Annotated in this window: 20 protein-coding genes; all 20 read right to left on the bottom strand. The window is 48.5% G+C overall.

What is annotated here, in order from left to right; genetic code table 11:
* Positions 1-174 precede the first annotated feature (174 nt).
* Positions 175-1,470: an ATP-binding protein gene (locus tag OCV96_RS00400; protein WP_118668241.1), complete on the bottom strand. Its 1,296-nt coding sequence runs from the start codon at positions 1,468-1,470 to the stop codon at positions 175-177.
* A gap of 263 nt (positions 1,471-1,733) precedes the next feature.
* A complete protein-coding gene (locus OCV96_RS00395; protein WP_262593215.1) occupies positions 1,734-3,308 on the bottom strand; it encodes an InlB B-repeat-containing protein in 1,575 nt (524 codons plus the stop codon).
* Between the two features lie 364 nt (positions 3,309-3,672).
* Positions 3,673-5,415, bottom strand: a complete 1,743-nt coding sequence (locus OCV96_RS00390; RefSeq protein WP_154042338.1) for a recombinase family protein — start codon at positions 5,413-5,415, stop codon at positions 3,673-3,675.
* Positions 5,416-5,535: 120 nt separating this feature from the next.
* Entirely contained in the window at positions 5,536-5,658 is a 123-nt protein-coding gene (locus tag OCV96_RS00385) for a hypothetical protein (RefSeq protein ID WP_256318028.1), read from the bottom strand.
* Positions 5,651-6,022 (bottom strand): hypothetical protein, encoded by a 372-nt coding sequence (locus tag OCV96_RS00380; protein ID WP_154042339.1) that lies wholly within the window; start codon positions 6,020-6,022, stop codon positions 5,651-5,653. The genes OCV96_RS00385 and OCV96_RS00380 overlap by 8 nt, the downstream gene beginning before the upstream one ends.
* A gap of 407 nt (positions 6,023-6,429) precedes the next feature.
* A complete protein-coding gene (locus OCV96_RS00375; protein ID WP_057571414.1) occupies positions 6,430-7,083 on the bottom strand; it encodes a sigma-70 family RNA polymerase sigma factor in 654 nt (217 codons plus the stop codon).
* A 300-nt stretch (positions 7,084-7,383) separates the two neighbouring features.
* On the bottom strand, positions 7,384-7,920 hold the full coding sequence (locus OCV96_RS00370) for a hypothetical protein (protein WP_057571415.1): 537 nt from the start codon (positions 7,918-7,920) through the stop codon (positions 7,384-7,386).
* A 105-nt stretch (positions 7,921-8,025) separates the two neighbouring features.
* On the bottom strand, positions 8,026-8,640 hold the full coding sequence (locus OCV96_RS00365; protein WP_118562868.1) for an ImmA/IrrE family metallo-endopeptidase: 615 nt from the start codon (positions 8,638-8,640) through the stop codon (positions 8,026-8,028).
* Positions 8,641-8,651: 11 nt separating this feature from the next.
* The gene (locus tag OCV96_RS00360) at positions 8,652-9,020 is read right to left on the bottom strand and encodes a helix-turn-helix domain-containing protein (RefSeq protein WP_117504955.1); all 369 of its coding nucleotides are present in this window, start codon (positions 9,018-9,020) and stop codon (positions 8,652-8,654) included.
* Positions 9,021-9,151: 131 nt separating this feature from the next.
* Positions 9,152-10,114, bottom strand: coding sequence for a helix-turn-helix transcriptional regulator (locus OCV96_RS00355; protein WP_158358440.1), 963 nt, complete (start codon positions 10,112-10,114; stop codon positions 9,152-9,154).
* A gap of 28 nt (positions 10,115-10,142) precedes the next feature.
* Positions 10,143-10,283, bottom strand: a complete 141-nt coding sequence (locus OCV96_RS00350) for a hypothetical protein (protein WP_165860625.1) — start codon at positions 10,281-10,283, stop codon at positions 10,143-10,145.
* Positions 10,284-11,162 carry a DUF4261 domain-containing protein gene (locus OCV96_RS00345; protein ID WP_154042480.1) on the bottom strand — a complete coding sequence of 293 codons (879 nt, stop codon included), beginning with the start codon at positions 11,160-11,162 and terminating at the stop codon, positions 10,284-10,286.
* A gap of 12 nt (positions 11,163-11,174) precedes the next feature.
* Positions 11,175-11,954, bottom strand: a complete 780-nt coding sequence (locus OCV96_RS00340; RefSeq protein ID WP_154042481.1) for a hypothetical protein — start codon at positions 11,952-11,954, stop codon at positions 11,175-11,177.
* Between the two features lie 20 nt (positions 11,955-11,974).
* Positions 11,975-12,334, bottom strand: a complete 360-nt coding sequence (locus tag OCV96_RS00335; protein WP_158358439.1) for a hypothetical protein — start codon at positions 12,332-12,334, stop codon at positions 11,975-11,977.
* A gap of 21 nt (positions 12,335-12,355) precedes the next feature.
* Positions 12,356-12,643, bottom strand: a complete 288-nt coding sequence (locus OCV96_RS00330) for a hypothetical protein (RefSeq protein ID WP_003524826.1) — start codon at positions 12,641-12,643, stop codon at positions 12,356-12,358.
* Between the two features lie 24 nt (positions 12,644-12,667).
* Entirely contained in the window at positions 12,668-13,183 is a 516-nt protein-coding gene (locus OCV96_RS00325; protein WP_148337435.1) for an SF0329 family protein, read from the bottom strand.
* Between the two features lie 88 nt (positions 13,184-13,271).
* Positions 13,272-13,709, bottom strand: coding sequence for a hypothetical protein (locus OCV96_RS00320; RefSeq protein ID WP_242965715.1), 438 nt, complete (start codon positions 13,707-13,709; stop codon positions 13,272-13,274).
* Between the two features lie 58 nt (positions 13,710-13,767).
* Positions 13,768-14,046 (bottom strand): Imm32 family immunity protein, encoded by a 279-nt coding sequence (locus OCV96_RS00315; RefSeq protein WP_158358438.1) that lies wholly within the window; start codon positions 14,044-14,046, stop codon positions 13,768-13,770.
* Positions 14,047-14,074: 28 nt separating this feature from the next.
* Positions 14,075-14,938 carry a CbrC family protein gene (locus OCV96_RS00310; protein ID WP_154042046.1) on the bottom strand — a complete coding sequence of 288 codons (864 nt, stop codon included), beginning with the start codon at positions 14,936-14,938 and terminating at the stop codon, positions 14,075-14,077.
* Positions 14,939-14,953: 15 nt separating this feature from the next.
* The gene (locus OCV96_RS00305; protein ID WP_158358437.1) at positions 14,954-21,151 is read right to left on the bottom strand and encodes an immunity protein Imm33 domain-containing protein; all 6,198 of its coding nucleotides are present in this window, start codon (positions 21,149-21,151) and stop codon (positions 14,954-14,956) included.
* Positions 21,152-21,153 lie beyond the last annotated feature (2 nt).

Below are 21,153 nucleotides of genomic sequence, written 5' to 3'. Positions count from 1 at the left end.
TTATATAATTTTTTATATTTTTCAGTCATCACGAAATATAGTTAGTTTCATTATAGACTTCACCTCAAATTCAATGCAACGGATTCTCCTTCATGTTCTATGCAAAAAAGAACCACATTACCGATATTTCTATCAGTAATGCGGTTCTTGAATTCTTATCAGTATGCCCACGGTTCAAATACAAAATGCCGCATAAAGCGGAACCACCTTTTTGTTGTCCTCAAACGCAAAGTTTTTCGCGGAAAGTTTGATCGCGTAAGCCGGCTTATAGGTATCCATATAGACCTTTAAGCTTTTGGCTCTGGTATTATCGGCGGATTTCACCTCAATCGGGATCAGCTGACCATCCCGCTGGATAACGAAATCTATTTCAGCCCCACGCTCGGATTCCCAGTAGTAAGTGTTATAACCATTGATGGCAAGCTGTACATTGACATAATTTTCTGTCATGCCACCTTTAAAATCATTCAGTTCCTCCACCATATAGAGAATATCGTTTGCAGCCAAATCCTTCTTGGCGCAAAGCAGCCCCAGATCCGAAACGTAAATCTTAAACGCATCAATATCCCGATAATTTTCCAAAGGCTTCTTGATCTGCTCTACCCTATAGACCTGTGACACAATTCCCGACAGACAGAGCCATTCAATCGCATTTTCAAATTCAGAAGCACGTCCACCCTTTTTGATCAGCTTATATTGAAAGCGGGTATTTTTCTTGGAAAGCTGAACCGTAATATTATCATAGGCAAGTCTGGTTTTCTTAATTTCATTCAGATTATTGTATTTGCTCATATCATTCAGATAACTTGTCAGAATGGTATCCTGCGTATGGCGGATCAGGATATAATCCCCTGTCTGGACAAACTGCATCACACACTCCGGCATACCGCCTACCACAAGATACTGACGGTAAAGCTGCATGGCTGCATCATGGAGTGCGGATGGCATCGGCCGATTCGTTTCAAAACATTTTTTAATCTGCTCTACAAGTTCATCCTCTCCCACAGCAATCATAAATTCTTCCATATCCATCGGATACAGCGTTTTCATATCAACCTTACCAACGGGAAATGAAAATTTTGCTCTGTTGACGGCAACGCCCAACAGGCTGCCTGCCACAATAATATGATAATCCGGGGCATCCTCACAAAAATATTTCAATGACGTTAAAGCCCTTTCGCAAAGCTGTACCTCGTCAAATACAATCAATGTTTTTTCTTTTACAATCGTCTGACCTGCAATATGAGATAAAATCGGTATCAAATAATCAGGACTGATCTTTTCCTCAAAGGTTTCATTCAGTTTTGGATTCGTTTCAAAATTGAAATAGGCTACATTTTCATAATGAATTCGCCCGAACTCTAAAATAGAATAAGTCTTCCCCACCTGTCTTGCCCCCTGCAAAATAAGAGGTTTGCGGTGTTCATTTTCTTTCCATGCTTCCAGAAAACCCATGATTTTTCTATACATGATCCATCCTCCTTAAAGGTCCTGAATATAGTATAATTATTATTCATGTAAAATTCAATATGTTTTTGTGCTGTTTTTGCATTAAAATACATGAATATTTTTATGAAATCTTCATTTTTCGACATATTTGCTATGGTTTTTACGTTTTTACGTTTTTACACTTCTTTACAAGGAATCGCGTTTGCAGTAAAAGCACCCCCCGCCACAGGTTTTTATTCCTGTAGCGGGGGGTGCTGTAAAATATGGGATTCAACTATCGCAGATCAGTATTCCAATACATAGGTTGCTGTCTCAGTAATCGGGAAGCATACCTGTCCGCCTGCATTCGAAACTGTCTTGACAATGCGGGTTCTGCCGTTGGCATCTACCTTGTAAACCGTCACTTCTCCGTTTTTCACAGGTACTGTGGTATGGAATACAACGTTTGTACCCAATGCCTGTTTGTTGGTAAAGTCGATGGTTCTGGAATGCTCTGTAACAGTATCCTTATGTTCAAAGTTGGTTTCCTTGTAACCGGACAACTTGCTCTTTGCAAGGAAGGTTACTGCATCTGAGTTGCTGATGAATACATGCAGGCCACGCAGAGCTGAGGTGGACACTGCTTTCACTGTTGCTGCAGGAATTGTCTTGTCAAAGCCGCTGGCATCTACATGAAGCAGATCCTGGTTGGCACCGGATACATTCTGCTGCTTGTCTTTTGTCTGGGTAGAGATCACTTTTGTAATGGCATCCCATCCGGTGATCTGCTCTCCTGCGATATTTGTGGTGGTCAGTACCGGTTCAGGAGCTGATGAGCCGGAGTCAGAGGAATCACTGCTGGTGTCTCCGGCGGACGGTGCAGTTGTCGGGGTCACAGGGGCAGGTGCCGGAGTCGGGGGTACAGGAGCAGGTGCCGGAGTCGGGGTTACCGATGGATTTTCAGAATCATCCGATGTTGTGCCCGGAGTTCTCAAAACATAATAGGTATACTTACTCATCCAGTTTTGTTCCAGACTTTCCGGAACCGGGTTATAGCCTACACCTCCTTTTGCGGTGTTATAAGTAATATAACATACGGTATCAAAATTATAAATTCTTCCTATAATAACAGCATATGCATCATTTGGGTACGGATGTTGCACAAGATATTCATTCGCAAACTTTTTTGCTTCTGACAAGGTAAAGAAAGGCAGGTCAGCACTTTCCAGTTCTTTTATGGTCGTTGCTTTCACCCAGTCTTTACTTCCTTCAGGCCATTTTTTGTACCAGTGCGCATTAATTTCCGTTCTTCCATTATATACGCTTCTTAATGATATGTCCTCCTTATTACTTTGGGGGTCTTCACTCTGAGGATCTTCATACCACCCAGTAAATATATAGCCCTCTTTCGTAGGTATCGGAAGATCTGTAAATACTCCTGCTACCGTTGTTATAGTATCTGTCTTCCACTCACCGCCGTCAAGATTTAATTTAACTTCCTGTGAAGGGAAAAAGTAATGATTAGCTACAGAAATATCTATAGTATCAAGAGTCTTAGAACGAACTTCAATGTCCGCACCATAAAGGCATATATATTTTCCACCCTTTTTTCCTAATATGTAATACTCGTTTTTACTTGACTTAATATAACTATGAGCCCATTCAGCATTAAAAATAAAATTATCATATGTAGTCTGGCTCAAATTGTCCAAAACGGCTACCTTTGTGTCCAAGTCGTTTTTATTGTCCTCCGTCACCTGTATCCAGCCCGAGTTTTCACCCTCTGCTGCTTTCGCGCGCATCTCCGGCACCATACCTGCTATCAACGTAACAGCAAGCGCCAGGCTAAGCACCTTTCCTAAAAAATTTGTTTTTCTCATTCTCTTTCCCCTTTCTTCTGTACTTCCGATTTCTATAAATCTGAGTTGTGTTTATTATAACAGCATTTCCAGAAAATAAGCGGCAGATTGCACCAATCGACCCAAAAACGACATCAATCGACCGGGACGGAAATATCGTGCTTTAATTCAGACGAAATAGTAACAAAAAAGAACCTCATTACTGATATTTCTATCAGTAATGAGGTTCTCATCTTATTCTCATATACCCCAATTTATTGCTTGCGCAATACCCTCTCAGATCTGCGTGTTTACCGCCAAATTACTTATCGGCGATAGCAGCCTGCGCCGTACATACCTTGTGTATATAACGATGTACATTTTGAATTAGAGCTGTCCGGGCAGCTCACCGACGCAGGCTGCCCGGAAAAGGGATGGTGTGCCCCTCCTCATCAGCAAAAGGACCAAAGTGTAATTTACTATCCATAGAGCAGGTCGTGTACTTCCTCTGACCGGCTAAATTCAGAAAGGCAACTGTGGGCTGCGGAGAAAAGTCCAAGCACCAGGCAAAGCGGGAATCAGACAGTGGTGTAACCTGTGAAACAAAGAGATCAATGAAATCCTCGCTTACCAGACCGTCATGCATTTCAACTGCCTCGCACAACGCTGCTTCAATGGCTTCCATATCCAGGCGTCCGGGATTGTAGTCCTCTGAAGCAATTTGAGCTTTGCTCTGACGAAGGGCCTCCATCTGCTGCTGAATTTCTATGGTCCGCTGGAGGAACTTATCCTGCTCAATCTCTCCACGGGCACGGACTACAACCAAGTCATCCAGCTGTTGTTGGAGCAACTGAACAGAATCATCTTTCGCTTTCATCAAATCTGCTCGACGATCTGCGTCTGGCTTGTAGCAAGCATCCAGCATTTTGCAGGTCTGGAGGACGATTTCTTTTTGGTCTCCCCATACCCTCTCAAATATTTTGGAGGCCATCAGTTCCAGTTTGCTTTGTCCAACCGGCTTGATCTCACAGATAGGTGTTGGATTGCCTTGTTCATTCTGAAGGCGGATGCGGGGGGTATCATGGTGTCGCTTGCATTCATATCCATAGATAGGCTTTCCTGCATTATTGGTTCTCCAACAATGTCGAAGCATGGGAGAACCACAACGACACCTCATTTTTCTGCCCCACACATTCTGAGCCTGCTGAATACCAAAACTCCGTGTACGGCCTTTCTCATCAGTCAGCCGTTTGGTCCTACTGCGACGAATGGCGTTACACCGCTCGTACTGTTCCTCCGAGATAATCTGAGGGAAGCCACCTTTTACATAGACAAACTCGCTCTCGTCACGCTTGATTCTCTTTTGCTCCAAATAGTTATTGGAATAGGACTGACAGTAAACTGTGTACCCCAGATAGTTTTTTCGCTTGATGATCTTTGATACTTTTCCAGCATCCCACTTGACCTTACCTACTCCGTTTTTGCGTCCAAGGCGGGTTAGCTCTTTTGCTACTAAGGTTTCTCCCATGCCGGAATCATAGAGGTCAAAAATCATTTTTACAGTTTCCGCCTGATCGGGATCAATTTCAAACTGCTTGGTGAGTTTGTTCCTGGTATATCCGAAAATGTTCCCGTTTCCATAGAGGACTCCTTTTTCGCGGCTGACCCGTTGTCCTGCAAGAGAGCGTTCACTGATTTTGCGGCTCTCTTCCTGTGCCATAGTAGCCATAATGGTCAGCCGCAACTCGCCATCACCGTCAAGAGTCCAAATGTTATCATTCACAAAATAGACTTCAATCCCTATGGCGGCGAGTTGGCGAACACAGACCAATGCATCTACCGTATTTCTGGCAAAGCGGCAGACCTCGCGAGTGACAATCAAATCGAATTTTTGCTGTTTGGCATCCTCCATCATCCGCATAAAGGCATCCCGCTTATAGACCTGAGTTCCGGTAATGCCTTGGTCGATGTAGCGGTTGATAACATTCCATTGAGGATGAAATCGAGCAACATCATCATACCACTGCATCTGATTTTGCAAGGCTTTGACCTGGGCCTCGTGTTCTGTTGAGGCACGGCCATATATGACTGCCCGACAGGGTTTGTCCCGAAAAGATCGAGATAATGAGTACGGAGACATATTGTACATAGCATCTTCCTCCTTTAGTGTTCCTGATTTCTTCTGACAAAACGAGAATACTCAAAAAATCTTTAATCTGCAATGATATGGACGCTGGGCTGACATCCTTGACAACCCAGCGCAAAAAACCTACTTGTTCTGATAGGTTCGTTTCACATTAAAATAGGTTGCTTCGTTGATAAGTCCCTTTTTGTAGAGCATATCAATCAACTTTAAGCACACATAAGTGCGGTCAATAATTGTTTCATTCATGGCTCATATCCTCCGGTAAGTGATACTGTTGTGGTAATGCTGCAAGCCGGATCTTTTGAAGTGTCAACGCCGTAAGACTGGATAATGTATAGTATTCGACAGGGCTGAGTGCAGACGCCTTGTTGTCCGCCGCGCGAGCTGCCATTGTATCAATGCTGCGGCGAAGTTTAGCTAATTCATCAATCAGAGCTACATAGTCTGCTGGAGGGAGTTCAACAGGACGAACTCCTTTAATTAAACTGCGGATATATGCGCCTCTGGATGACGCACCTACACGACGAACTTGATTATCCAGGTCTGCCAAATCATCTTCCGTGAATCGTACATAGGCTATTTTGGTTGCACAGACATCTTTCTTGTTCATAACCTCGCCTCATTTCCTGAATGACGGCGTGTCGATTTACGAGGAGTAATGATATAGTCATATCCATTGCGGACCCCGCAATAAGTACAGGTATCTTTTACAAGTTGATAGCGATCCACGCGCTGAATCCTTATGGTTGGAACATTATAAAAAGCATTGGCACAGGTTGCACACAGGCAAATCATCTGCGGCCTCTGTTGCCGATTTTCAGTTTCTTGTTTCATGGCCTGTTCGCTCCTATTACTGTTAATTTAGAGACTGAGGGACCCAATGCCCTTCCCTGGCATTTGTGCCTCTCACTTGTAGGCCACGGCAGAGGCCGTTTGTTGCACAGATTACGAAATTTAATTCAAAAAGTAGCATAGCCCTGCCAAAATGGCAGGGCTGTGCTTTCGATGGTTTGTTGCTTAAGGATTATAGTGCATCATGGCATCCTGTATCTTCTTAATTTTTCTGCATATTGAGGACCGATTGACCCCTTGCTTACGAGCAATTTCTGCGGCAGAAAAACCCTCACACAAAAGGCGAGCAATTTGTTCCAGGTCTTTGGGAAGTGAAGTGAGAAAATCTTCTACTTCCAATTCAAGCTGCACGCGTTCCATATCATCACCTGTATAGTACCCTCCCATTCCTTCGGGGTCCTGAGCATCCAAAGAACAGTGACGGCGTGTTTGTGTGTGTTGATTATTGTATTCCAAGCGATCCAGTTCTCGCAATTCGGCAATCCAAGCTCCATTGACACAGGAAGTATCGTCTGCTCCTAAAACCAGCGTAGAACGCGATCCATCTGCAAAGTAGTAGACATAGGTATCGTGTCTTTGGGGAGAGTTCGTATGAACCACATCTTGATTGATAGTTCCTAATTCTTGGCGATGTGTTTTATAACGAGCTTGTGAGCACTCGGTAATAACTCTTTCGTTGTGACCATCAACATTTTCGGTTGTCTCAATAAAAAAGCGCCCAGTAAAGCAACCATTGCGGCGTGCCTTACTGAACGCTGAAAAACTGATTTCCTCCCATTCCTGTGGGCTGTTATTTTTCCAAATGAATACTCTTGTCATATCCTTTCCTCCGTTCAAATTCTTGGTAGTCAGTGAATTTGAACGGTGTCATGGATATTTTGCTATGTACGCCTCCCAGCGCATACCGGCCTCCTAATACCGGGCAAAGAAAAAGGCCGGAAGTGTTTTCGCCTCCAGCCATATTCCTGCCGCCATATTACAGCAGGAATGAAAAAAGCCCGGTTAATGCCGGGCCTTATGTAGAAAAGTATTCAATTTAACACATTCCTGCCACTATACCAAGTATAGCAGGTCGGAAGTCGGAAGGGAGTAGGGATTAGGTCGGGGATTTGTCGGAATTTAGTCGGGATTTAGTCGGGGCAGTTCCTCTAGGACTTCTGGAATAGAATATCCAAACAAGCAAACAGAAAATAAATAGATAGCTTCTCGTTTTCGGTCATAAAAGACACTGCGCTCTATATTTAGTTCTTCCAGCAATTCTTTCTCTGTACTGTTGAACCGATAGATGAATTGCTTAGTCAAAATTTCATAGTAAAGTTCTCCTCGATCTGGATACCGTTTCAGACGAAGGAGCGCACGGTCAATAATATTGACCAGCATTTGATTTTGAACAAGGCAGCACACTTTTTCTTCAAAGGCTTGTAGTTCAATATCTGGTGCAAAATTTTCAAGATAGCAGAGGCCAGACTCTATATCTTGTTCTCCCATAATCCAAGCAGTTTCTTGCAATTCTTCTGCCCGTTCACTCAGAACCCAGACTACATCCCGGTAAATCTTTAGAATCAGCCTGCTTCTATGAAACGCAGCGTCGCTGTTAAGCCCTAAAGCTGTTAGTCTGCTGTTACATTTTTGAATTGTTGTGCTTTCTTTCCTCATAGAATATTCCTCCTTGTTCGCAATATTGCGAACATATTAGGTACAAAATAGCATAGCGGAGGAGATAGAGAGAGGGGAGAACCTCTCTCTATTCCCACTCTTTGGTTATATCAGGTTCCTGGATTTTAGACGAATCTGCATTGCTTGCTTGGAAACCTCAAAAATGTTTGCCATTTCAGCAATGAGCTGTTCATCTGTCCGACCCATTCTAAGTCGGTAAAAACATTTTTTGATCTGCGGTAAAGGCATCAGCAGAGCAGAAGCCAGAGTATCTGCCTGGCGCTCAATTATGCCATGACTTTCATCGGAAGAAACATTTCCGTTATATGCAGCAACATCTCCTGTACCGGAGTACAACTTCTTATGTAGTACCCAATGAGCCAGCTCATGGGCACAGGTAAAACGGAGCCGCCCTAATTTTGACGGATCACAAAGCCGTTCATCAATTAAGATTGTACCGGCTCTTACTGCAATCATTCGATACTGTCTCTGTATCTGGTCATATAAAACAACGGCACCGTCATCGAAAATTGTTTCCCCTAATATCTTGGGGTTTTTTCTTAGTGTATGAAACTCCAGGATTAGATCAAACTTTGTCTCGATAATGGTTTCGATTGGCACAGGATATGGTTGCCCGGATAGCAGAGAGGGATCATATTCCATCAGGATTTTTCGCCCTACCGCCTCGATTGCTTCTGTACGGATTTGTGGAATTGACAAAGCTATCCCCCCTATCGTTTACGCTCCTTTAGCATTTTCATAAATGTCTGCCATTCTTCATCGGTAGCGTCTACTTCTTTTGCCACACGCAAGGCCGCCCGAACAATATCTTTTTCCATGATATAGTCTGGCAAATCAGCAGATACTGTATTGCGTGATTTTGCGGCCAGATCCAAAAGCAACTCATGTTCTGATTTATCCAAATTCAGAAAGGCAGAGATGCGTTCCACAAAATCTCCAGTGGGAGCAGGACGGCGGCTTTGTTCAATGTCACACAGATAGCCATAAGCAATATTCAAATGCTTGGCTGTATCGCGTAAATTGAATTTATGTGCCTTGCGTTTCTCAGCTATAAATGATCCAAAAGTTATATTGCCCACAGCATTCACCTCTCATTTGTTCGACGAACTGCGAACATCTTGCTTATATTGTATATCGAACATCCGTTCACTTCAAGGACAAAAATTCCATTTGAAAAGAGGTGTTAAAAATCAATAACACCTCTTTTGCACTATATAAATTCCTGAGCGATTTGCTGCATTTCCGTAATGCACTCTTTGGGAGAGAGAATTTTTATTTTCCCTTTGAATTTGAATATCCAGCCATAAAAAGTTCCACTGGGGTTCACTTCAATTTTGGCTGTGAAGTGTGTATCATCATACCTATCAACAGCAGCATCTTCTCCATAATGATCTATAATTACTCTCATCAATTCGTTTTCACATAGAAGGGTTACTTCCTTCGATGACTCTGATGTAAACATATCAACCATTTTATTTGTATAGGAGGCTACATCAAATCCCTCTATCGGCATAAAGCAAGTTTCAAGATTTTCTATGCTTGTTAGACGATCTACACGGAAGTGAGCAATTTTCTGATGCTTCAGAGAAAATCCAATCAAATAGTAATGGTCATTTTTCCATTCAAGCGCATAAGGATTTACGACATAATAATATCCATCATGCTTCAAGATTTTCTTTTTTTCCTGAGTATATTCATAGTATTGGAACCGAATTTGCTGATGGTTTCCAATCGCTGTTTGGATATTATCAATGATATAGTAAACCTTTTCATTATGCGGTTTTACACGGCTGGATAAAGCAGCAAATTTTTGAAGCTGTTCTGCCTGATGTGTGCTGGTCAGACAGCATAATTTCTGTACCAGTTCCTCGGATTTCTTGGCAGAAATGATCTTCGAGGATGCTACTGCGTCTGTCAGCATTTTCAGTTCTGGATACTCAAACAGGCGGCTTCCAATAAAATATTGGTTTTGGGTACTCTTGACCACCACAATATCAATCCCTGCATCGATCAGCGTATTGGTATCTGCGTAAACAGTCTGCCGCACTGCCTGAATTCCTTTTCCATTCAGATGGGCAATGATGTCAGATACTGTGGCGGGATGGTTTTCATCGGTCCGCTCATAGAGAAACCGGAGTAATTCCAGTATCCGCATATTTGTTGAATTCTGCATACTTCACCTCCTCGATTCTTAAAATGGCCTATTTTGTATGGTGTCCAGCCCCAAAGACCAGAAGCAGGGCGACAGCACAGAGAAGTAGGCCAATCCAATTTCGATCCATAATCAGCTTGATTACCGCCACAAGCAGCAGTCCGCCCACCAGGAGCACAACGCCGTTCATTCAGCGTCCTCCCGAGGCATAGCTCCCCATGTGGATATCCAGCACTCCTCTGGGCGGCTGGATCAGGGAATCCTCATACTGGCACTTCCACTGGACTTCACGGCTCATTCTGCCCTCCAGAATACCGTCTATGGGGTCCCCATCCGCAACGGGGTTGTCGTGCTCCAGGATATAGGACGCCGCGTTGTAGGCGTGGTTCACCACCCAGTTGGGGTCCATGCCGTGGAAGTGGTACTGGAGGTCGGGCAGGAACAGGGTTCCCATGCCCACCGTGTCGATGAGCATATCCTCGGTGCCCTCAATGTTGAAGAAGCGGACATTGACGCCAAAGCGGATGAACCGGTCCGGGCCTTCAATCTGGTGAGAACGCACATCCTCCGCCAGAAACAGTTTGCCGCAGTTCTGGAAATAGAATGCCTCACAGGTGGGGTACAGCTCCGCCAGGGCCTCCAAAAAGTCGGCATCCAGGTTGGCCCGCTCCAGTGCCGGAAGCGCCGCAGCCAGCATATCGGTGGCTACCACCTGATATTTGCACTCCCGGAAGATTCTCTCCCGGTCCTCCTGACAGTCCCACATCTGGCTCATGAGAAAGGCATCAAAGCCTTTGCCCTTGAACTTGTCGCATTTCATCACCATCAGCTGCACCGGGCATTTTCCGTCCTTGAACTCTGCAATATGGTCCTGCGCGGCAAAGCCGGCCATTTTCTTATCATAACAGAAGCACTCTGCTGACCCGATGTGCTTCTCCATTACGGCAGTCATTTTTTCTTTATCCGGCATTTCTACCGGCTCTTTGAACAGCATCTGAATGAGATAGGGGTCACCGGGCTGGGGGCCTTTTTTGTCGTTCAGGTTTTGCTGGAAAGCTCTATTGCTCATTTGGTTTCCCCCTTAATAATCCAGCAGGATGGGCACCTGCTGTTCCTCGGCAAACCGCATGGCCCGCCAGAACATGGAGAAGGCAAACTTGGCCAGGGACTGAGTGTCATACTGGGTGTGTTCTGGGATGTCTGCCTTGCTGTACTGTCCATCTGCGTCTACGGTTCCGTCTACCGGGTATCCCTCCGTGTCTGCCCAGCCAAGGATGGTGTCCTCATCGGTCTGCCACGCCAGCTGGTTCAGCTTTTCCAGCTCCTTCCGTAGTCCGCCCAAAGTGGCAATCATCGTCTGATCATCGGTGGGCAGAGGGCCTTGGAACAGAAAGCTGTCGGAAAGAGGGAGCCACCAGGTAGCCCCACGAAACAGGGACCACACCCGCTCCTCGTCCGATGCAAGGCGGGCAATCAGGGGATGCTCCCCGAAGTCCCAGTCCTTCTCCACGGTGGGAGGCACCGGTTCCTCGTATGTATGACAGGCGGCTACCAGCAGCATAGCGCCGAAGGCATCCCAATCCGGCTTATCGGTGTAATAGGGCCGCTCGTTGTCCTCCGGCCATGGAGTGTAGGGCGGCTGGTTCGGCTGGGAAATGGCGGTTAAGATCTGATCTCGCCAGTCCTCCACTGCCGCCTGAACCTCGGCCGGGGACAGCTCCTCCTCGTTGTCAGCAGGTTCTCCATCCGGCGTAATCCGGTTGAAGGTATATCCGTTTTCCTCTGCCCACTGCTGAACAACAGTTTTCCAGTTGTGAGAATAGTACCGGGTCAGCGTCCCGGCATAAATGTCAAGTCCCATAAGTTTTTCTCCTTTTCTGTCTATATCATTTCATACAGCAGGGCTGTATTGCCCTGCACCAGCTCCAGGTGGGAGCGCAGCGTTTCCAGTCCGCTTTGCACCGCCTCGGTGGGCAGGTCCCAGTCCGGGGCAATTTCAGCGGCCAGTTCCGGGAGGTCCTGCTCCTGCAGAGCTGCCAGCAGTTTAGACGCCAGCTCTCCCTCCAGCAGAGCGCAGTCCAGGGTGTCCTCCGTCTGGGGCGCAGGAAAACGGACATCCAGATCCAGCTCGTACTCACACCAGTCCCAGATGAACATATAGACCGCGCCGGAGCAGTCGCCGTTGGACAGCTCCTGCCGTCGGCCGTTTTTGAGCAGATAAAAGGATGCGATCTGTGACATGGTGATTCCTCCTCACCGAAATTATGTTTCCTCTAACGAATCGATTATTTCCTGTAATTCAAAAAGAGCATCTTCTGCCTGGCGTCCTGTTTCCTCGCTCCAATACCGATTTCCACCAGCCAGCTGGTCAATCAGATTGAACATAGCAACTGCATCGGGAATAGGGATCGCTCCTGCTGCCTTCCATGCTGGTTGATTTTCAAGAAGATAGGCTTTTATTTTTCCAAACAACTGCACCTGAAATGTGTTATTACAACGCAGTTCTACCAAAAAACCGTCTTCACCTTGGACAATATCCGAAAAATTCATGCTGCACAATTCTCCTAACCCTCGTTATTCTCTGTCCATCAGCCCTTCTGCCTGCATCCGGGTCACATAGAAGGCCCGCACCCAGTCCAGCTCCTGCTCCATGGATTCCTCCAAAGCCAGCAGGCGGCGCTTTCCCAGCCTTCGATCCAGGAGAGCAAAGATGCGGACAAGAGGATTCTCGCTGACAAGGCTTTTCTCGATGCTCTGGTTGTCAAAGATACCAAACGCCTCATAGAACACCTTTTGGTCAAAGGTGCCCTGCTCCAGTGCATGAGCATGAGAAAGGTTGATTGCCTCCTTTGTGGAGTCACAGTCTTTCATGGTTGTTGACCTGAGCTGCGTGAATTTCGTCCACACATTCTCAAAATAGGTGTAGTAGTTGCTCCGCAGCACTTCCACGCCGTCCACACGAATGGCTGCCCGGCCCTCATGGTCAGCACTTTTGCTGTAACTGGTGGCAAAATACTGGATGTGACCCCGGAGTGCCGGGCACAGGTAGTCACTTTCCAGTTTGTTTCGGATTCCGCTCCAGGTTGACATAGGTACTTGCCTCCTTTCTGAACTTGCTTCGGAATTTCATATCGGCGGGCGAAAGATTTCCAATCCCATAGCCCTCAATTTCTTTATTTTAGCAATCCATCTGTTTTTCATCACGAATTGGCGGAATAGTAAAGAAACTATCATCTATCTTTATTTGGGCATAAAGCATTCCGTTTGTATAACAATATCTCTTGAATGATGGGTATCCATCCAAACTCTTTAATATCTCATCTGGTAAACATCTAAAATCATAATCTCTTAATGCTCCTGCACCAAGCAGTCTTTCTGTTCTGTAAGCGTTAATTTCCTTTGCATATTTTTGACAAAATTCATCTGGACTTTCTTCATAGAGCGCTATATCTTCCTCATCTATAGCATAATACCGGTCATATCCCACAACCCACGAAATATGAACGCAAAGTAAATACCGCTGTATTTCTGGGCAAAACCCTACCGAAAAAAATTTCTCTCTGTTGATTTTTTCATTTTCTATGCTTATTTCCTTTATGGACAGATCCATCATCATTTCACCTTTACTATCTGATTCCTTTTATCTGTGGCGGGGTTGAAAAAGTTTTTTTCAATCATGGTTTTGATTGTTCCTCCTTTCGGATCAGGATGCTTTTTCCCACGGCGTTGATGCCATACAGGTCATCCAAATGGATATGAAATCCATCCTCACGAATGGTTTCCGCCATACCAAGAGCGGCTTTCGCCAATAGAAGCAGCCCCGCCCGGTTTCCTGTTAACTCCAATTCATTTCCGTCGGCATGAGTGGTAAAGGAGAGGTGAACTTCTGGTTCCACTGGGAGGATGGGCAGTTGTTCATCATTCAGTTGAATGGTCAGCGTTTTAGTTTTCATTGCTTGTATCCTACCTTTTGAAAACTCCTCAATCAAAATCCATCCAGACCAGGTGCTTTCCGCAGTGGAGGCACTGGAACAGATAACATTGCAGATGCCCGCCATTGACGGATTCCCGGATCATTCCCTTCTGCTCCTCGTCCCACATGGGGTCGTCCAGCACCTCCTCCAGCACACCCAGTGCCCGCAGTTCTCTGGCGCCCACATAGCCCAAAAAGGCGCAGTAATCGCCACAGTGGGCCCTCCAGTATTCCTGCTGCCAGCCGGAGTAGCTGGGAGTACGGTGGATCAGCTCGTCCAGCTTCTCCGGATCGTCTACGCCATCGTCCACAGAGAAATCATCTTGAAAGCTGCCGTCATATTTCCGGGCCGCCTCGCCGCTGGCGATACACGCCGGGCACAGATATGCAATATCCTCCACTGAAAAGAACGGATTGGTATAGAAAATATGGGTCGTCTTGCCACAGCAGTCGCAGACAACGCCGTCTGCGGATTCCTCAAAAGCCCCAGTTTCCAGAGGGTTTGGGTGATACCGGAAGGCGGGCATGCCCAGCTGGGCCTGCCGTTCCTTTTCTTTCTGCTTTTCCTCCGGCGTTTTGGGCTTGGGGAGAGCATAATGATTGCCCCAGTTTTCCGCATAGTCCTTCAGCGTGCCCAGCCGCTTGAGGGTCTTTTTATCGGAACGATTTCCGATTTGGCAGAGCAGTTCATAGGCATCTTTCTTGAAGTCCAGTAGATCATACACATCCACCAGCACTTCCTTGGCCTGCTGATCCTCACTCTGCTCAAGTTCTTCCTTGAAGGTATATAGAGCGCGGACACTGTCCGGACCTTCATTGGTCGCAACAAACTGTTTTTTTAGTTCGATATAGGTTTTCTGATATTCTGTCATTAGTCGCACCTCCCATCAATCCCACCAGAAATACCAGACGGTGGACTGCCACAGGACATCTGCCAAGGAGCCAATGCTTCCATCCTCATTCTGATCCAGATCTGGGCAGAAACCATATTGCTCCACAGCCACCTCCATAGCTCTTTCCTTGGAGATTGGAGTTGGAAGTTCAAACTCCAATTCATCGTGGCTCATGGCGGCAGGAATGGCACCATGTTGCTCGAACCAGTATTTCGCCACTGCCATCAGGTCCGGTGTGTCCGGACACTCATTCCAATTTCCAAAGGGCAGGTAGGCGAAGATCTCCCAGGGGTTCTTTACCGGAATTTTAGCCAGAATGAGCGGATATGTCATTCCGGTATCATCGTTCCAATAGTTTGCGAAGCGGTCATTGGGTTCTCCGCCCTCCATCTCGCCCAGGACTTCCTCCTCCCAGTCCAGATCATCGTCCTCGGCTTCTTCCTTGCGCTGGCCGGTCAATTCCTCCAAAACCGCCTTTCCGTCCTTGACGGGAGCGGAGAGCATCTTCTTCCGGTACTCCGTTACCGTTTTGAGGTCAAATTCATAGAAGTCCGCATCATGCTCCGGATCGGCGTTCATTACCAAACACTCCAACAGCGTTTCATCATCCGCCTGGATAAGCACGGGAACAAAGCCTTCCCGTACCCCCAGCCGCTGGGCGTAGCTGTATGCTGACATGATGGGGTCATCATCTGCCATGGTCGGGAAATAGGTACACTCGCAGTCCAGATACTCCATGATGGCATGAGCCACCTCGGAAGGCTCCAGCGTGTCCTCGTCGAAGTCCTGTCCCTGCCAGTTTTCAAAGCGTTCTTCGATCACCTCTGCCATAGCCTGATAGTAGTCCTCGTCAAAGGGGATGAACAGGTAGGCTTCATCCTGGAACTCATCAGAGTGATACCGCCCCGGGCCGAAGAAGCGGAGGGCGTTGTCGTCAACATCGGCAGGATAGTAGGGGCTGTCGCCCTCTCCGTAGTAATAGCCTGCAAATGCACGGCCTTGCTGATTGAACAGCACAGAGAACAGACAGCCGTCCAGCTCATCCCGGATAAACTCCCTCAGATCCACACTGGCAGAATCATCTTTGACCTGTTTGGCCACTTCGCTGTATTCTTTCAGGAAGTCCTCGCCCATCAGGTCGTGCTCCATACACCAGCGCAGGTAGATGGCCATATGGTTATAAGCATTGATGGGGTCAATAGGCAGTTCCTTCTCCTCAATGCTCTCGATATGATAGGAAGCATCGTCCATCTCACCGTCAAAATCATCATTGGAAAGGGTGCCACGGGTGATTGCATCCTGGCGGGTGGGGTTCACCACAAAGCTGATCCCCGCCATCTTGTCCAGCAGAGCGTCTACATCATGTTCCAGTTTATAGTCCAACTCGTCCTCATAAAGCGGAATGACCTGATAGAAGTTGACCTCCTCGCCGCCCGGCAGAGTGCAGACCTCGCTGCCATCCTCCGTACCCTGGGGACCGATCAGGGTAGCAGTACACAGTTTGGTGTTGTCTGCAAATGGTTCCCGGTTTTCCACTGTATGACCATGCCCCAACCAGCTGTCACAGTTGATGGGCAGACGAGCCAAGGATTTCAGCAGGCGGATGGGCCAGTACCACTTTTCGTCTTTCATGGACTCCTGATCCAGCTTCCAGTCCGCAGGCAGGGCAATGGCCAGCTCCGCCCGCTCCAGCTTGTATTCCGCCAGTTCCTCCGGCACATTCATCCGGTGAGCACCCATACCCATGGTGACCAGGGTATAATAGTCCCGCTCCTCAGTGGGCGGCACGATGCAGATGTCCACATGGATGTCCGGGGAGACCAACTCGTGGAACACATTCTCGACCTTACCGAAATACTGCTCAATGTGACCCTCGACGGCCTCCATCTCCTCCTCTGTGTAGACTTCGGGATTACTGAATTCTTCCTCATCCTGTGTGTCATCATTGTCTGAGTGGTCGCAGCTGTCATCCTCCGGATCTCCCTTTATAGGCTCGTAACCGATCTTCAGGGTCATCTGTTCCTCTGGCAGAGAGACACCGGGGCTGCGGGTGATGGTGTGCTTATCGTCCGCAGAAAAACCGATGGTCTCGCCGTCTTGCAGCGTCACATCACACGCCAGCACATAGGAGGCAAGACTTGCCAAAAAGTCCCGTAGTTCCTCCGGCTCAGCGTCGGTGTTCAACACCTCCATTTCCTCCTTGCCAAACACATCCATGCCGTAGGTGTAGCCGTTTAGGCCCCCCTCGCTCCGGTACAGGCCGAACCAAACCCAGTTGAAGATGGGCAGTTCGTCCTTTTTGAGCATATCGGCAAGGCCCTCATAGAAACGAGGCTCAAATACCACGCCGCTGGTGTAGACACCGGTGGCGTATTTCTGCTTGCAGCACACTGCCATCGCCTTGGTGAACAGCTTACCTCGTTCCAGCAGTTTTTCCTCCTCGCCCAACACAGCCACCATGATATGGGCCTTGTGCGCTGTGGCCACTTCTACGGCCTCTGGCCACATATAGTTGTTTTCGGCGTTGATCTCTGCTTCATTGTCAGGGATGTGACCGTGGAATAGTGTCACGATCAGCATCATATTGCCGACCCGCATTACCACAGCGTCATCGCTGTTCTCAACATCTTCGTCGCCCTCAGCCGGCTCATCGTCCACGATGCCCCATTCTTCCCGCAGATCTCGGATCAACTGCTCCTTGTCCCACTCTGCTTTGGAGAGGAGCACAGATCCGGCAAAGGAACCCTTATGGTCGGTTTCCTCCTCGTCGGCGTCATCCTCAAGATCCTCTGCATCTTCATCCGGATCATAGAGGGATTCATGCTCCAGTCCGCGGATAAATTCCTCAAAGCTATCTGCCAGATGGGTAATTTTATAGTCATTTTCCTGATCCACATGGACTACCGCAGGATCTCCCTGGGGACCGCAAGCTCGGTAGTCCAGGAAAATCATATCGTGTCCGGCGCTTGGACAGTCACAGATGGCCACACCGATGGCAGGATACTCCCACTCATCGATCATAAACTGGCTGCCCAGCTCTCCGCAGAGGGAGCAGCTCTTTTCTCGTCCGATGCCGAAAATGCCGGTGATGGCCACATGGTCATCTGCCCAGCAGGTAGGTTCATCGCAGGGATAGCAGGTGTTCACCGGAATGCCGCCGTTGTGCTGCTTCATCAGCCAGATGTAGGCGGCGGGCAGCTTGTAGCCCAGTTCCTCCTCCACGCTGGCGATCAGCTCATCGGAAGGCGGCTCACTGACATATTCTTTCAGTGCATACCAATTATCATCCCAGAAGTTGGTGAGGTCGAAGCCCTCAAATGGGGTATCACCGGGCACGAATTTGGCCTTCTTCTTCCAGCTGCGCTGGCGTTTCCGGATCTCCGCCTTACACTCCCGAATTACTGCCGGGGCATTTTCGTCCTCGGGGTCCAGCTCCGCCCAACGCTGGGCGTAGGGAATGGCTTTTTCCTCCTGGCCGTAGAGATACTGATAGCCGTAGGCCATCCGCATATTCCACTCCGCCTTGTCCTGGCCTTCCTCCCGGACGGACTCCAGCACCTCAATGGCCCTCAGGAGGGCTTTGTCTCCCTTGGATTTCAAAGTGCCTTCGTCATGGTCCCCAATGATGGCGTAGTTCTCCAGTGCTCGTGCCATGGCGTAGGCAATGCGGTAGTTCCGCCAGTCCTCCGGGATGGCATTCAGTGCCTGGATGCAGCGGGTGTACTCGTCCTCGTCGTTCCACTGCTCCAGCTGAGCGAAGAATGCTTCGGCGTTCTGTTGGGTATAAGGAATATAGTCCATGCCAGTAAGCGTTTCATCCAACTCGTCATCCTGATTCTCAGTTTCTGTCCCATCATCTTGTTGCTTTAGGGGTACAGAACCTGCTTCACGGCGGAAGGTGTGGAAGATGGCCCATGGGATGTCCGTGCCTTCAAAGAACTCTTTCGCCATGTTCAGCGCCGTCCGGATGTCCCAGGCGATGAAGTCCACATAGCCGCAGTAGAGGCCGGTGGCCCCGCCGGTGAGAGTGAGCACTTCCGGGCCGTTGCCGGTGGTGAACAATTCCTCCAACTTGTCCCGGAAATCGAAGATTTTCTCCGTTCCTTCCTCCTCCCGCAAGGTGTCCAGAGGATAGCAGAAGAAGCCCGCTACTGCGCCATCGGCGTGAAGATCGTCCATAAAATCATTGTCGGCATTCAGATAGCCGTTGATGAGCGGCACACAGCAAGTGGAGCCCAACATGGTATCCAACCGCCAATCGGCGTCCGGGTCCTGTTTGGGTTCCATTTTGTAACCAAGGTAGCTCTCCAAATAGGCTTCCGGGTCGGTGGAGAGCTCCAGGCCCTGCTCCCGCAGTTTGTCGGGCAGCTGGGACAGGAGGAAGGACGGCTCTGCCTTGGGCTTTTCCAGCACATCAAAGCTGTCTATGTATCTCATGTGGGGGATCTCGCCCAGCACTTGGTCGGTGAGGGTAGTGAGCATCCACCAGGCCCGGCCTTCCTCCTCCCGGAGCATAGGCAGCAGCTTTTCACAGTAGGCGGAGATGGCGAAGCTGTTTTCACCCTGCTCCTCCAGCCAGATCTGCACATCCTCCCCGGAGATGTCCCAGCCATCGTCGGTGCGCAGTCCGATGTTTTGGAGGGGCTGACGGCCCACAAGGATGTTCCACTGCTCCAGCACCTCCTTGGGGGCGTGTTTCTGGAAGTAGACCAGCTCAAACAGCTTGACCTTGTCGCCCTCCGGGGTGAGGATCAGCTCATACTTCTCGCCATTGAAGCCCATCTCGAAGGAAATCTCGTCAAAGACCAGATTCAGGGTTTCCTGCATTTGGGCTACGAGTTCGGCGCCGCGGGTGTGATCCTTGTCCTCGTCCATCATCTGGCGCAGTTGGGCCTCCTGCTGGGCAAAGTCCTTCCATGCAGATTCCGTCCGCTCCCGGAAGCACTCCCAGAACTGCGGCAGAGAAATACCCTTCTTGCACCGTTCGATAAACTCTTTGGTGTCATCGTCACCAGGGCGGGCTTCCAATGCCTTTTCAAAATATCGCAGAGCCCGGCCCTCCTGATCCAGATAAAAGTAGGAGTAACCCATGCGGAAGTTCCAGTAATAGTCGTCCTCGAAGTATTCCTCATGGGGCTTTAGCAGAGCGAGGGCCTTTTTGAGCATTTCTTTGCAAGTTGGCTTATGTGGGTCTGCCAGATTGTTATAGGCACGGGCTAACTCGCTGTCCATCTCAGGGGTACGCTCCTCGGCGGGGATGGCCTCCAGCGCATCAATAATTTTATGTTGTTTGCTCTCCTCATGCCACTTCTGGCACTGCTTCAAAATATCCATATCCGGGTCCTCCTCGTCCTCGTCCGGTTTCCAGTTTTTGATCTGCTGGAACACGCCGTTCTCATCCCGCTCAAAGGCGCAGGGGGCGGGGGTGTTCAGCAGAGGAATGATGTCGGGATCGTCGTTGCAGATCGTATTCAGTTTGTAGATCCCGGCGTTGTTGGGATCGTCCATGTACGCCTCACTCTCGTCACCAGCGGTGAAGCGCCAGCCACTGTCCCAGCCGCCGTCCGGCTTCTCCCGGTAACAGTAGCCGACCTTGTAGCCCTCCACCGTGATACGGTTGGTGGCGATACAGCCATCGGCACCCTCCCAGTCAGGGAGCAGATGTTTTACATCTTCCGCCTTTACATGGTAGTTCCGATTACGGCCGGAGGCTTCGTACAGCTCTTTCCGCAGCATCTCCACCTGATAAGCCATATCTGTGATCTCATCCTCGCCCATCATCTCGCTGATGTCGTATTCCAGCGGGTTCTGGGCAAAATCCGCCAGGGACTTGTTCATTGCGTCATGCTCCTCTGGCGTAGCAGTGATGCGGATACGGCGGATGGGGGTGTTGTACTCGTCCAGATCCTGAAGGTTTACACTGCCACTGACGCTGCACTCCAGCAGGATGGCGGCCAGGTCGGTGACCACATCAATGGCGAAGTGGAAGTCCATTTCCACGCCATCGGAATGTGTAAACTCCAGGTACTCCACGGTTTGGCGAAAGTCCCAGTTCTGCTTGTCCAGACCGATCTTGGCGAAAATCTCGCTGAGGGGGATCTCCTCCTTTTTCTGATCCTCTAAAAATGCCACAAGGTTCAGACTGTCATCGGAACCGCCAATAAAGTTGCCCCAATATTTTTTGATATACATCT

This window comes from Waltera acetigignens (assembly GCF_025567015.1).
GTDB lineage: Bacteria > Bacillota > Clostridia > Lachnospirales > Lachnospiraceae > Acetatifactor > Acetatifactor acetigignens.
Note: the sequence above shows the minus strand (reverse complement) of the source record. Positions and strands in the feature narration are given on the sequence as shown.